Genomic DNA, 14,314 nt, shown 5'->3' with positions numbered 1-14,314 from the left:
TCGCTTACAGGATTGTTCCGGTCAGGATCAGAGCCGCTACGGTGAAGTAGATGGCAAGGCCCGTCACATCGACCAGCGTTGCCACGAAGGGCGCCGAGGCGCTGGCCGGATCGAAGCCGATACGCTTGAGGATGAAGGGCAGCATCGATCCCGTCAGGGAGCCGAAGGTGACGATGCCCACAAGCGCCAGCCCGATGGTCAGGGCGATGAGGTGCCAGTAGGGGCCGTAGTCATAAAGTCCCAGATACTGCCACAGAACGATGCGGATCATGCCGACGGCGCCAAGCATCGCGCCGAGCACAAGACCGCTCGGCAGTTCGCGCAGGGCAACCCGCCACCAGTCGCCGAGCGAAAGCTCGCGCAGGGCGAGCGCCCGGATGACCAGCGATGTTGCCTGCGAGCCGGAATTGCCGCCGGAGCTCATGATGAGCGGAATGAACAGGGTCAGCACGATCGCCTTTTCGAGTTCCACCTCATAGTGCTGCATGACGCTGGCAGTCAGCATTTCGCTGAGGAACAGCGCACACAGCCAGCCGCCGCGCTTCCCGATCATCGAAAGGAAGCCCATCTTCATGTAGGGCTCGTCCAGCGCTTCCATACCGCCGAGGCGATGCACGTCTTCGGTGTTTTCCTCGATCATCGTGTCCAGAACGTCGTCCACCGTGACGATGCCCAGGATCTTGTCGTCTTCGACCACAGGAACGGCCAGCAGATCATATTTGCGGATGAGCTGCGCCACCTGCTCGACATCCATCAGCGGCGGCACGGAAACCGGCGTGGTGTCGGCCGCGATCGATACGATGCGGTCTTCGGGCTGGCTGGTGATCAGCTTGCGCAGGCCGAAGGCGCGCAGCAGATGATGCGTGGCGGGGTCGACAACATAGATGGCATAGACCGTTTCGCGGGTGCGCTCCACCTGACGGATGTAGTCCAGCGTGCGCGCCACGGTCCAGTCCGGCGGAACGCTGACATATTCGGTGGTCATGATCGAGCCGGCGCTGCCTTCCGGATAGCCGAGGATAGCCAGCAGCGAATGGCGCAGCGAAGGCGCCATGGCATGCAGCAGCTCCGATCTGGCCGGCTCCGAAAGTTCGCGCAGCACGTCGGCGGCGCGGTCGGCAGACATTTCCGCAAGCAGCCTGCCGGCAAGCGGCCGGGGCAGGGCGGCGATCAGCTCCGATGCGTCTTCAAGCTCGGGCTGGTCGAAGATTTCGACGGCGCGCTCAAACGGAACTGTTGAAAGCAGCTCAGCCGCGAGATCGCGGGGCTCATTGTTCAGCGCTTCGACCATATCCGCGACATGGTCGTTGGCGAGAACCCGGGCGATTGCAATGGCGTCGCCGCTCATGGCGGGCGAAAAATTGTTCATTTGGCTCACTCCTTGCCGTCGGCCGGAGGCGAGCCCGGAAGGGTCACATCAGACAGACGGCGATTTTATTCGACTGTAACTGTCGCCAGACATGGCGGGGTTGACCTTTCCGATCGCAGGTTTGGTTGAAGGCTGCGAGTGGCCGCAACATAGGAAAGTAAAAGGGCAAGTCAACCGGCAATGAGACAGGAACTCTGGTCCTGTCAACTTTGGCTGCTGGTTCTCAGGCGACGACGCGGAATATGCAGCCAGCCGTCGGCCGCCTGTGGTGGGCGGTTGAGAATTTCGGTGAGTTCGGGCGGCAGGCTGGGGATCAGCGGCTCCTTGGTCGCCACGCCGTCGGCAATGGTGAGGACGCTGTGATAAAACTCTTCGCCGGAAGCCGACCGCGGCGGAGCCTGTTCGTGCATGACGCTGATGACGGTCACGCCGGGGCAGTTGTCCCGGATGGCCTGATGGAAGGCGATCTTGCTTTCCGGGTCCAGCGCGCCCGTCGCCTCATCGAGGAACAGCAGGCCGGGCTTGTGCAGGATGATGCGGGCAACGACCAGCTTCTGCTTCTGACCGCCTGACAGCAGCTGGTCCCAGCTTTTGCCCGCGCGGGTTTCATCTGCCAGATGTTCGATGAATTCGCCGAGCCCCGCTTTGTGAAGCGCTGCGGCCACCGTTGCGTCATTGTGGTTTTCAGGCCCCTGCGGCAGGCAGACAAGCTCCTTGAGAGTGACGGGCAGCAGTTTTACTTCCTGCGCGGCATAGAAACTCGTCACCCCTTCCGGGAAGGCGATCGTGCCGCCGCCGTAAGGCCACAGGCCGTTGAGGGCCTTGATCAGCGATGTTTTTCCGCAGCCGGACTCGCCCTTGAGGAAAGTCCATTCGCCACGCCTGAAGCCAAGCCTGTCGCAGACAAGGAAGGGCACGCTGCCATGGCCGTGATGGCTGAGGCGCAGGCTGTGGATGGCAAGCCCGAACACAGGGTTCTGGGTCATATAGCGGAATTCGCAGTCGCCGGTGAGGCGATAGAAATTTACCGGCTCCTGCACGCTCTCAATGGCCTGAGCGAGATCGATGACACGACGGCTGTTGGCGCGCAGGGTCGCGATCGCCGGCATGACATGGATGAACCACGAACACTGGCTGATCAGGGAGTTCACCAGTTCCGCGCCGGTGATGTAGCCTTTGAGGTCTATGCGGTTGTGGATGAAGGGCAACAGGCCCGGACCATAGGCGACGACGCGGGCGCCAACGAAATTATAGATGCGCTCGAAGGAACCGTAGCCGGCATTGATCCAGTTCAGCCGCCCCCAGGTGCGGTCGATCTCGGTGTAGAGGCGCTCATGCATGGTCTTCTGCACCGCTTCGCCATGCGCGGATGCCACATGGAAGCTGCGCCGCAGCAGGGTGGAAAGCTCGCCGCGGTAACTGCCTTCGGCCTTCTGCATGCGGATCGACAAGCGCTCCAGAAGGCCGCCCAGCCGAACCGCGATCCATGTGTTGACCGGCACATAGGCGGCAACCGCCACCAGCGCGAAGACGAGGCCGCCATATTCACCCAGAAATTCAAAGCCGCGCACTTCCGTTGATGTTTCAAGCAGCTTCTGGCCGACGAAGAAAACCGAACTCGCCACCGCGATGACGCCCATTGCAAGGCCGATGGCGCCGCCGGTCATGCCCTTGATCGATTCCTGTATGCGCTGGTCGATGTTATCGGGCGCGGTATCGGCTCCGTGCTGGGCGTGAAAATGCGTGTGGTTGGCATCCAGCAGCGCGTCGTTGAACCTGGAGTTGAGCCAGGCGCGCCAGCGGCGATGCAGCGTGGCCGACACGAAGCTCTTGGTGCCGGTGATGCCCGCATCCTTGAACACAACCAGAGCGACGAGAAAGGCCGCATTGCTCAGAAGACTGGCCAGAGGCGCTTCGTTTGTGGGGCTGTGAAAATAGGCGATGGAATTGACCAGTTCGCCCGAAGCCACGGCGAACCATACGCCGACCTTGCTGGAAAATGCGGTCAGGAACGCGACAACGAGGGTAAGGCCCCAGGCTTCTCTCCATCTGTCGGAGAACCAGTAGGCACGCATCAGCCCCCAGAACGACTGCATCGCGGAAACAGGCGTGCGGGAAGCCGGCGTCTTGCCGTCGCCTCTGCTGCCTTTCCACTGTGCTGGGCCGAACCTGAACACGATACCGATCAAACCTCTCGAATTCTGTTACAGAGAGTAACACTGCTTGATCAGATTCAATTAGTAATGTGTCGTGAACAGGAAGGCTGTGGCGTGAAGTGACATCCGCGCCACAGCACGCAAAACGCGAGCGAATTAATTTGAATTCCAAAAAATCAATATAAATCAGATGGCTGTGGGTTTTCCCTGAAACTCTTGTGTGGTTTACCTTTGGTAAACAGATCACGAGTGCCCGCTGCGACGGGGAGGCTGCACACCACGCATTTCTGTCGGCCTGATGGCTGGGAATCCGCTGAGCCGGCGAATCAGCGACGCGCTTGTGTTCAGGAATGAATGCGCGTGGGGAGGTCTGCCGGACGCAGGGTAAATTGCAGGCTGGCACTAAAGTGCCGCTTCATGTATGGAGCGACGTTTCCTATACTATATATGGGAGTAATGGGGCGAGACCCCGGAAATTAAGAGTGGTTGAGACAATGACGAAGTGGTCCCCGAATTCCTGGAGAGCAATGCCGATCCAGCAGGTTCCGGCTTATCCGGACGTCGACGCCCTGCGGGCTGTCGAGGCCCAGCTCGCCAGCTTTCCGCCACTCGTTTTTGCGGGCGAGGCGCGAAAGCTCAAGAAGCAGCTGGCCAGCGTGGCAGCCGGCGAGGCCTTCCTGCTTCAGGGCGGCGACTGCGCCGAAAGCTTCGTGGAACATGGCGCGGACAACATCCGCGACTTCTTCCGCGTTTTCCTCCAGATGTCGGTCGTCCTGACCTTTGCTGCCTCACAGCCGGTGGTGAAGGTGGGCCGCGTTGCCGGCCAGTTCGCCAAGCCGCGCTCGTCCGACAACGAGACCAAGGGTGAGGTGACGCTGCCGAGCTACCGCGGCGACATCATCAACGGCATCGATTTCGACGCCGCGTCCCGCGTCCCCGATCCGCGCCGTCAGGTCATGGCTTACCGCCAGTCGGCGGCGACGCTCAATCTTCTGCGCGCCTTCGCGCAGGGCGGATATGCCAGCCTTGAGAACGTCCACCGCTGGATGCTGGGCTTCGTGTCCGACAGCCCGCAGGGCGAGAAGTATGAATCGCTCGCGCACCGCATCACCGAGACGATGGACTTCATGAAAGCCGTCGGCATCACCTCGGAAACCAACCATGCTCTGCGCGAGACCGATTTCTACACCAGCCATGAAGCGCTGCTTCTGGGCTACGAGGAAGCGCTGACGCGCGTCGATTCCACGTCTGGCGACTGGTATGCCACCTCCGGTCACATGATCTGGATCGGCGACCGTACCCGTCAGGCGGATCACGCTCACATCGAATATTGCCGGGGCATCAAAAACCCGCTCGGCCTGAAGTGCGGACCGAGCCTGGAGCCGGACAATCTGCTTGAGCTCATCGACAAGCTGAACCCGGAAAACGAACCCGGCCGCCTCACGCTTATTGCGCGTTTCGGCTCCGACAAGGTGGAAGAGCACCTGCCGAAGCTGGTACGGGCGGTGAAGGCCGAGGGGCGTTCGGTGGTCTGGTCGTGCGATCCGATGCATGGCAACACCATCACTGCGGCCGGCTACAAGACGCGTCCCTTCGACCGCATCCTCAAGGAGGTCCAGACCTTCTTCGATGTGCACCGCGCCGAAGGCACCCATCCGGGCGGTATCCATGTCGAAATGACCGGCAAGAACGTGACGGAGTGCACGGGCGGTGCGCGTGCGATCACCGCCGAGGAGCTTCAGGATCGCTACCATACCCATTGCGATCCGCGCCTCAACGCCGATCAGGCGATCGAGCTTGCTTTCCTGGTGTCCGATCTGCTGCGTGAAAACCGCCCGGCGGAACAGCAGAAGCAGGCCGCATCGGCCTGATCATTCTTGCAGAACAGGAAAAAGGCGCTCCCGGTGAGCGCCTTTTTTATGTCTGCGGCTGCGCATGAAGCGCGAGGGCGATCATCAATCCTTCCGGTAAAGCAGCCATTTGTTGGTGCTTTCGGTGCCGATGTCGGAATGGCGTGTCACGCGATTTCTGCCCGCGACTTTCGAGCGATAGAGCGCCCTGTCTGCCTTAATGTACAATTCATCCGAGGTCGCGGCTTCGGCTGCCATGCAAATGCCCATGGAAACCGTCACCGGGCCGTAGCACACCCCCGTCACCGGGTCGGTGAACCGGGTCTGCTCCACCAGCTTGCGCAGGCGTTCGGCGATCTCGGTGGTGTGATCCTCGCTCGTTCCCTCGACGATGATGGCGAATTCCTCGCCGCCCGTGCGGGCGACGAACACGCCGCGACGCACGCTGCTCTGGAATATGTCTGCGATGGAGCGGATGATGCGGTCGCCGACCGGGTGGCCGAAACGGTCGTTGATCTTCTTGAAGTCGTCGATGTCGGCAAGGATCAGCGCGTTGAACAATATGTCCTTTTTGGAACTGTAGATACGCGCGATTTCCGTGTCGAACGCACGACGGTTGAGGATTTGCGTGAGCGGATCGGTTTCGGCGAGGCGTTTGTATTCCTCAAGCTTGCACTTCACAGCTTCCAGCTCGTCGGATTTCTCGCTGAGCGTACTTTCCATCTGCCTGCCACGGTCAATGGTGGAGGTCGTCGCCACCGCCACGGCGCCGACGATCTTCTGGAGCAGTTCCCGCGAAATGGCCGATCTGTTGGCAAGGCCGTCGGATGTTTCGCTGAGGATGCGGCCGTATTTTTCGACCTGCGTGCGTTCGCTGCGCAGAAGCGTGGCGACGTCTTCCAGCTCCCGCGCAAGAACTTCGCGTGCCTGCTCCACGACACCCTGGCCATAGTGATGGGCGCAAAAGCGCTTGCCCACTTCATCCAGTTGCTGCTGCGTGGGGCGATTGCCGAGCGCCACCACAGCCAGTCCGAGCGCGGGGTTGGCGCCGCTGAGCGCTTCATAAAAGATTTCATAGTTGCGCGGCAGTCCGACAATACCCAGACGGCGCAACGTTGCCACCACAGCTCCGGCCAGATCTTTCTGGGGTCTTTCCTGATGCGTTGCTGCGGCCTGCATGAAGATGACTCGTTTGTCCGTTGTTCCGGCGCGCCTGTCAGGCGTGCGCCCGATCGGGAGCCTTGATATGCATCAGACAAATGGCGCTGTCCCATGCCCCCAATGCACACCGCACACTGAAATTCTTAGTCGGTGTGCGCTAAATCTTTATTAAAAACCTACAACCTGATGTCCTGAATATGAAGATTTTCAACTTCAGGGATATGGGGTCGCATGGTTCATGCATTCAGCTCTGCTGAGTGCGCTTGCCCATTTCGGGAGGGTGAGGGATAAGCGCATCCGGTTCACGGAACGGTCACATTCTTCCCGTTCTTCGCCTGCGATCAGCAGGACGCCCGGCAGGAGGCAAAGACAACATGAAGCGGCTCATGGATGCATTCTTCAACTCGGTGCGGGCTTTTCGCCGCCTGGCCGGGAGCGAACCTGCCTTCCAGCAGGAGCTGATCCTGTTGCTGATCGCCATTCCGGTGGGCTGGCTCGTCGCGTCATCGTGGAAGGGCTATGCACTCCTGATCGCCGCGGTTCTCTTTCTGATCCTTGTTGAGGTGCTCAATACCGGCATCGAGGCTGCATGCGATGCCGTCAGCCGGGAATTCAACATCGACATACAACTCGCCAAGGATTGCGGATCGCTGGCGGTGCTGATCGCTATTCTTCTGTCCGGAGGTGTCTGGGTGGTCGCCATCTTCGAACGGCTGTTCGGATCGCCGGTCTAGGGGCAGTTTCCTTCTGCGCAGACTCCCGCTAAACCGGCATCATGAGCAAGAAGACATCGCCCGATATTCTCCGCATCGCCATTGCCCAGCTCAACCCCACGGTAGGGGATGTTGCGGCCAATCTTGCCAGGGCGCGGCAGGCGCGGGCTGACGCGGCCAGCCAGGGTGCCGATCTCATCCTGTTCACCGAACTGTTCATATCCGGCTATCCGCCGGAGGATCTGATCCTGAAGCCCGCTTTCCTCAGGGCCTGCGAGCGTGCCGCCGAAGAGATCGCGGCGGAAACGGCCGATGGCGGTCCGGGCATCATCATCGGCGTTCCCCTGAAGCGCAGCAGCGGCACCCACAATGCCGTGATCGTGGCCGATGGTGGCAAGATCATTGCTGAGCGCTTCAAGGTCGATCTGCCGAACTATGGCGAATTCGATGAAAAGCGCGTCTTTCAGGCTGGGCCGGATATGCCGGGTCCGGTGAATTTCCGCGGCGTTCGTCTTGGGATTCCGATCTGCGAGGACATCTGGGGCGATTTCGGCGTGTGCGAGACGCTGGCCGAAAGCGGCGCGGAGCTGCTGGTCGTTCCGAACGGATCTCCCTACTATCGCGGCAAGGTCGACATTCGCCATCAGATCGTCATCCGGCAGGTGATCGAGAGCGGCCTGCCGCTGATCTACGCCAATCAGGTCGGCGGGCAGGACGAACTGGTATTCGATGGCGCGTCCTTCGCCATCGGGGCCGACAAGTCGCTTGTCTTCCAGATGAGCCAGTTCGAGGAAACGCTCGCCGTCACCACCTGGAAAAGGCAGGGCGACCACTGGGCCTGCGATCAGGGGCCCATGTCGCGGATTCCCGAGAAGGAAGAGGCGGATTACCGCGCCTGCATGCTTGGCCTGCGCGACTATGTGAACAAGAACGGCTTCAAAAACGTTGTCCTTGGCCTGTCGGGCGGCATCGATTCAGCCATCTGCGCTGCGCTGGCCGTGGATGCGCTGGGCGAGGAGCGGGTGCGCTGCGTGATGATGCCTTACCGCTATACCTCGAAGGAATCGCTGAAAGACGCCGAGGATTGCGCACGCGCTCTCGGCTGCCGTTATGACATCGTGCCCATCGCCGAACCGGTCGAAGGCTTCCAGAACGCGCTGGCGCAGCTTTTCGAGGGCACGCAGGCGGGCATCACCGAAGAAAACCTGCAAAGCCGCGCCCGCGGTACCCTGCTGATGGCGATCTCAAACAAGTTCGGCTCGATGGTCGTCACCACTGGCAACAAGAGCGAGATGTCGGTCGGCTACGCCACGCTTTATGGCGACATGAATGGCGGCTTCAATCCGATCAAGGACCTCTACAAGCTGCAGGTCTATGCCATTTCCCGATGGCGCAACAATGAAGTGCCACCAGGCGCCCTGGGACCTTCCGGCGAGGTTATCCCGGTCAACATCATCGAGAAGGTTCCGACCGCCGAACTGCGCGAAAACCAGACCGATCAGGATTCGCTGCCGCCCTATGAGGTTCTCGACGATATTCTCGAATGTCTGGTCGAGAACGAGATGGGCGTGGACGACATCGTCGCGCGCGGACATGACCGCGAAACGGTGATGCGCGTGGAAAATCTGCTCTACATCGCCGAATACAAGCGCCGGCAGGCGGCTCCGGGCGTCAAGATCACGAAGAAGAACTTTGGCCGCGACCGCCGCTACCCGATCACCAACAGGTTCCGCGACCGTGGCTGACAGGCCCGAAGTCGAGATTTCCTACGATCTTGAGCGGATCGATTTCGAGCGCACGTCGGAACTGATCAGAGCCTCCTACTGGGGCGAAAAGCGCACTGATGCGATCAACCGCAGGGCTTTCGACCACTCGGCCTGCGCTGCCGCTTTCATCGATGGCCAGCAGGTCGGTTTCGCCCGCGCGATGACGGACTATGCCTGCTTTGCCTATCTTTGCGACGTGATCGTGTGGCCGGACAAACGTGGGGCGGGTATCGGCAAGAAGCTTGTGCAGGCCATGCTTGACCATCCCGACCTTGCAGGCATTCCGGCTTTCAGTCTGCGCACCAGCGACGCGCATTCGTTCTACGAGGCTTTCGGCTTCGAAGTCTCGAACGATGGCATGTATATGCGCTTCGTGCGCTGAGGCATTGTTACGCCAACGAAATGCCACAGCACACTGCCAATGGCTGTGTTGCCAATTTCCACCCCATCCGGTAGGCCACGACGATGACCATAACCGTCCGCTTCGCACCTTCGCCCACGGGCCGAATCCATATCGGCAATACCCGCACGGCCCTGTTCAACTGGCTGTTCGCGCAAAAGCACAATGGCCGCTTCATCCAGCGTTTCGACGACACCGATGTGGAGCGGTCGCGCAAGGAGTATGCGGACTCCATCCTCTATGATCTTCACTGGCTGGGAATTTTCCCCGACAGCATCGAATATCAGTCGAAGCGTTTCGACGTTTACGATCAGGCGGTGGAGAAGCTGAAGGCTGCCGGGGTTCTGTATCCCTGCTATGAAACGCCGGAGGAACTGGATCTGCGCCGCAAGATCAGGCGCACGCGCGGTCTGCCGCCGGTGTATGGCCGCGAAGCGCTGGCCCTGACACAGGACGAGATCGCCCAGTTCGAGGCGGATGGGCGCAGGCCGCACTGGCGTTTCCTGCTGCCCAATTTCGCCAGCGACCCCGCTGAAACGCAGCGCACCGAAGTGCACTGGAATGATCTGGTGCGCGGCGAGGAAACCGTCGATCTGGCGTCGCTGTCCGATCCGGTTCTGGTGCGTGAGGACGGCACTTATCTCTATACCCTGCCGTCGGTCGTCGACGACATCGACATGGGCGTCACCCATGTCATTCGCGGTGACGATCATGTGACCAATACCGGCGTGCAGATTGCGCTGTTCAGGGCGCTGGGAGCCGAACCGCCGGTGTTCGGCCACCACAATCTGCTCACCACATCGTCGGGCGAGGGGCTTTCCAAGCGCAGCGGTGCGCTCTCGGTGGAAAGCCTGCGCGAGGCGGGTGTCGAGCCGATGGCGATTGCCTCGCTGGCGGTTTTGATCGGCACGTCCGAAAATGTTCAGGCGATCGACTCCCTGGCGGAACTGGCCACGCATTTCGATCCCGCATCGACCTCGAAATCGGCCGCCAAATTCGACCCGGACGAGCTGTTCGTTCTGAACCGCGCGCTGCTGCATCGCATGCCTTTTGAAGAAGTGCGCGACCGGCTGGTGCTGTTCGGCATCTCTGATGAGCGGGCGGAAGCCTTCTGGAGCGCCGTTCGCGACAACCTCGACAAGCTTGCCGATGCCCGCGACTGGTGGCGCATCGTCAACGAGGGACCGCTCGAAGCACCGCAGTTCGATGCAGAGACGCTGGAGTTTCTGCAGGCAGCCTTCGCACTGCTGCCCGAAGAGCCGTGGGGCGATACCGTCTGGAAGCAATGGACGGGCGCGGTCCGCAAGGAAACCGGGCGAAAGGGCAAGGACCTGTTCGCGCCGCTGCGGCTGGCGCTGACGGGGCGCTCCTCCGGCCCGGAACTGGCCGAGCTTCTGCCGCTTATCGGTCGGGAAGGAACGTTGGCCCGACGACCCTGATCTTGCGGTCGTCATCAGCTTCCCGTTCTGCCGTTTCGACAGGTTTTTCTGCGGTCTCGTTCTGGCCGCCACTTCTGCGCGGTGCTTCCATGGCTGAAACCGACGAACCCGGTTTCGTCGATATGCGGGCAGGGTGCGGGACGGCTTCGCCGGCAAAGGAGGTGGCCTGCGCCGCCATGCTGCCGCCACAGCTGCAACCCGGCTCCGTCGGAACGTCCAGTCGCCGGAAGAACAGCGCGCGGGGCAGGTCAGCATAGCGCTTTCCGGTCACCGCCGAGATCATGGTAGCCGTGTCCTCGCCCTTGCTCTGGCTGTAGAACATCTCGACGCGCGTGCCTGGGCAGGCCGCCTCGCAGCGGTTCTGGTCCCGCTGGAAGTCGGCCGGGCTCGTGGATTTCGACATCGGGAAGAAATAGCCGTCGCAGGTGCGCACGCATTGCGTCCGGTAGGGCCGGTTTGCCGGATAGTAGATCGACGAGGAGCCGGTGCCGCGGATCACGACCCCGGCATTGGCACGCGAGTCAGTGTCATCTGAGGCGAGGGGAGACGCATTGCGGGCCGCCGCGGTGGCAGGCGCCTTCCTGGCACGGCATCCACTTGCGTCCAGCGCCGCCAGTATGCGCTTGCGGTCGGTCCGTCCACCACCCTTGCCCATCCCCGCGCGCGTGTTCTGCAGGCTTTGCAGATTTTGCGTCATGCGTTTGATGGTTTCGTTCAGTTCACCGCACTGCGACCCTTTGCGGGCGAAGATCGAAAAGCTGCAGCCCGAGGCGTTGGCACGCTGGCGCGCCCTGGCGATCTGGTCGCGTTGCCTGGCGATCGCGTCGTCGTACTTCTTCGCCTGGCCTGCTTTCCCCGGCACGGAGGCGCGGGCAAGTTCGGCCTCCAGCTGGCGGCAGGAAGGGGCCGAATTGGCGGGCGTCACGCCGCAAAGCACCAGCGTTCCCACCAGTGCAAAAGCCGACATGATGCCTGCGCCAATATTGCGAACCGGGCCCGCCACTCCAACCTCGCCATGAATTGCGCGGGCAGAGTAGCGGTTGCCGGTTAATTCCGCCTTTCGCTATTCCGAGGCGGCAGCGAGCAGCGCATCCATGTCGACGGAGGCTTGCGACCTTTGCGTGGCCTCGACGACGGCAAGCGCTGTCATGTTGACCACGCCGCGCGACGTGACCGAAGGCGTGAGGATATGCGCGGGCATGGCGGCACCCAGCAGGATCGGCCCGACATGGAGGGCATCCATCATCTGCTTGACGGTCGCCATCGCGATGTTGGCAGCATCCAGGTTAGGGAACACCAGCAGGTTGGCTTCGCCCTTGAGGCGCGAATGCGGATAGACGCGCTGGCGCAGTATTGGCGACAGGGCGGAGTCCGCGTTCATCTCGCCGTCGCATTCGAGGTCGGGAGCGATCTCGCGGATGATCTCGGCGGCGCGCCGCATTTTCTCCGCACCGGGCGTATCGCGCGAGCCGAAATCCGAATGCGACAGGAGCGCTGCTTTCGGCTCGATGCCGAATCGCCGGATTTCCTCTGCTGCCAGAACCGTCATTTCGGCGATTTCCTCGGCGGATGGGTCCACTGTCACGAACGTATCCGTGAAGAAGAGGGGCCCGCGCTGGGTGATCAGCATCGACAGCGTCGACAGATCGCGGTCGCGTATGCCCGGACGCGGGCCGATGATGAGCGACACATTGCGCAGATGCTTTCCGAAACGGCCTTCAAGACCGCACAGCATGGCGTCGCCATCGCCGCGCTGCAGGGCGAGCGCGGCGATCACCGTGTTGTCGGTGCGCACCATGGTGCGCGCGGCTTCCTGCGTCACACCGCGCCGGCCGGCGATGTCGATCAGCAGGTCAACATAGTGGCGATAACGAGGATCGTCTTCAGGGTTGATCAGTTCGAAATCCTCGCCGGGGCGGATGCGCAACCCATAGCGACGCAGCCGCACATCGATGACATGCGGTCTGCCGATCAGGATCGGCTTTGCGATTCCTTCCTCGATCACCACCTGAGTCGCGCGCAGAACGCGCTCGTCCTCGCCATCGGCGTAGACGATGCGGTTCTTCGCCGATGACCGCGCAGCGGTGAACACCGGCTTCATGACGAGACCCGAACGGAACACGAAGCGGTTGAGCTTGTCGATATAGGCGGGAAAATCGGTGATCGGACGGGTGGCCACACCCGTTTCACCGGCAGCTCTGGCCACTGCCGGAGCAATGCGCAGGATAAGGCGCGGGTCGAAAGGCGACGGGATGAGGAAGTCCGGGCCGAACATCGGCGTTTCTCCCGAATAGGCGCGGGCGGCGACATCGGAAGGTTCCTCGCGGGCAAGGCCGGCTATGGCGCGCACAGCAGCCATCTTCATGTCTTCGTTGATGGCCCTGGCGCCGCAATCCAGGGCGCCACGGAATATGTAAGGAAAACACAATACGTTGTTGACCTGATTGGGATAATCGGAACGGCCAGTGCAGATCATCGCATCCGGGCGGGCATCGCGGGCAACCTCCGGCATGATTTCCGGCGAGGGGTTGGCCAGCGCCAGCACAAGAGGCTTCTCAGACATCATCTTGAGCAGGTCGGGCGTCAGGACGCCCGCCGCGGAGAGGCCGAGGAACACGTCGGCGCCACGGATGACGTCGCCCAGCTTGCGGGCCTTGGTGTCCTTGACGTAAGGGTCCTTCCAGCGGTCCATTTCCTCAGTGCGGCCCTTGTAGGCGACGCCGAAACGGTCCGTGACCCAGATGTTCTCGATTTTCGCGCCGAGCGAAACCAAAAGGTTGAGGCAGGCAAGCGCAGCCGCGCCCGCGCCCGAGGTCACGATCTTGACGTCCTCGATCTTCTTTTCGGCGATTTCCAACCCATTGAGGATCGCGGCAGCAACGATGATCGCCGTTCCATGCTGGTCGTCATGGAAAACCGGAATGTTTATACGCGCCTTGAGCTGCTCTTCGACCTCGAAGCATTCGGGCGCCTTGATATCTTCAAGATTGATGCCGCCGAAGGTCGGCTCCAGCGCCGAGATCGTGCTCACCATCTGGTCGATTTCCGGCGCATCGATCTCGATGTCGAAGACGTCGATGCCCGCGAATTTCTTGAAAAGAACCGCCTTGCCTTCCATGACCGGCTTGGAGGCAAGCGGGCCGATATTGCCGAGACCGAGAACGGCGGTTCCGTTGGAGACCACACCCACGAGATTCGCGCGGGTGGTGTAGAGGGCTGCCGATTCGGGGTCTTCCTGAATTTCAAGGCAGGGCGCCGCAACGCCCGGCGAATAGGCAAGCGCCAGATCTCGCTGATTCCCCAAAGCCTTTGTCGCCTGTATCTCAAGCTTTCCCGGCACCGGATACTGGTGGAAGAACAGCGCTGCCTCCTCGATGTCGGAGCGTGTTCTCTTGCCGTTGCCGTTATCCATCAAAGCGGACCCCCTGAATCAATCCGGGCAGGAAACGAAACCGGTTCC

At 61.4% G+C, this 14,314-nt stretch carries 10 protein-coding genes; 5 read left to right on the top strand and 5 right to left on the bottom strand.

The window, feature by feature from the left end:
* Positions 1 to 4: 4 nt before the first annotated feature.
* Positions 5 to 1,369 (bottom strand): magnesium transporter, encoded by a 1,365-nt coding sequence (gene mgtE, locus AC5XE7_RS15505; protein ID WP_183829611.1) that lies wholly within the window; start codon positions 1,367 to 1,369, stop codon positions 5 to 7.
* Positions 1,370 to 1,572: 203 nt separating this feature from the next.
* Positions 1,573 to 3,465 carry an ABC transporter ATP-binding protein/permease gene (locus AC5XE7_RS15500; RefSeq protein ID WP_495366762.1) on the bottom strand — a complete coding sequence of 631 codons (1,893 nt, stop codon included), beginning with the start codon at positions 3,463 to 3,465 and terminating at the stop codon, positions 1,573 to 1,575.
* 554 nt (positions 3,466 to 4,019) lie between these two features.
* Here AC5XE7_RS15500 and AC5XE7_RS15495 point away from each other — a divergent pair.
* A complete protein-coding gene (locus AC5XE7_RS15495) occupies positions 4,020 to 5,396 on the top strand; it encodes a class II 3-deoxy-7-phosphoheptulonate synthase (RefSeq protein ID WP_239798609.1) in 1,377 nt (458 codons plus the stop codon).
* An 84-nt stretch (positions 5,397 to 5,480) separates the two neighbouring features.
* On the opposite strand, the gene AC5XE7_RS15490 is transcribed toward AC5XE7_RS15495, so the two are convergent.
* The gene (locus AC5XE7_RS15490) at positions 5,481 to 6,554 is read right to left on the bottom strand and encodes a GGDEF domain-containing protein (RefSeq protein WP_495366710.1); all 1,074 of its coding nucleotides are present in this window, start codon (positions 6,552 to 6,554) and stop codon (positions 5,481 to 5,483) included.
* Positions 6,555 to 6,910: 356 nt separating this feature from the next.
* On the opposite strand from AC5XE7_RS15490, the gene AC5XE7_RS15485 reads away from it, so the two are divergent.
* The 4 genes from AC5XE7_RS15485 to gltX all read left to right on the top strand — a co-directional run bounded on the left by AC5XE7_RS15485 (position 6,911) and on the right by gltX (position 10,854).
* Positions 6,911 to 7,270 carry a diacylglycerol kinase gene (locus AC5XE7_RS15485; protein WP_239798611.1) on the top strand — a complete coding sequence of 120 codons (360 nt, stop codon included), beginning with the start codon at positions 6,911 to 6,913 and terminating at the stop codon, positions 7,268 to 7,270.
* 41 nt (positions 7,271 to 7,311) lie between these two features.
* Positions 7,312 to 8,994 (top strand): NAD+ synthase, encoded by a 1,683-nt coding sequence (locus AC5XE7_RS15480; RefSeq protein ID WP_495366709.1) that lies wholly within the window; start codon positions 7,312 to 7,314, stop codon positions 8,992 to 8,994.
* On the top strand, positions 8,987 to 9,397 hold the full coding sequence (locus AC5XE7_RS15475) for a GNAT family N-acetyltransferase (protein ID WP_495366708.1): 411 nt from the start codon (positions 8,987 to 8,989) through the stop codon (positions 9,395 to 9,397). Before AC5XE7_RS15480 ends, AC5XE7_RS15475 begins: the two co-directional genes overlap by 8 nt.
* 83 nt (positions 9,398 to 9,480) lie before the next feature.
* Positions 9,481 to 10,854: a glutamate--tRNA ligase gene (gene gltX, locus AC5XE7_RS15470; protein ID WP_495366707.1), complete on the top strand. Its 1,374-nt coding sequence runs from the start codon at positions 9,481 to 9,483 to the stop codon at positions 10,852 to 10,854.
* Here the strand turns inward: gltX and AC5XE7_RS15465 are convergent.
* Positions 10,817 to 11,821: a DUF2865 domain-containing protein gene (locus AC5XE7_RS15465; protein ID WP_495366706.1), complete on the bottom strand. Its 1,005-nt coding sequence runs from the start codon at positions 11,819 to 11,821 to the stop codon at positions 10,817 to 10,819. The two genes, gltX and AC5XE7_RS15465, sit on opposite strands and share 38 nt — an antisense overlap.
* A gap of 96 nt (positions 11,822 to 11,917) precedes the next feature.
* Entirely contained in the window at positions 11,918 to 14,266 is a 2,349-nt protein-coding gene (locus tag AC5XE7_RS15460; RefSeq protein WP_495366705.1) for an NADP-dependent malic enzyme, read from the bottom strand.
* Between the last annotated feature and the right edge of the window lie 48 nt (positions 14,267 to 14,314).

It is taken from the genome of Aquamicrobium sp. YD-1-mutant5, from assembly GCF_059509755.1.
Note: the sequence above shows the minus strand (reverse complement) of the source record. Positions and strands in the feature narration are given on the sequence as shown.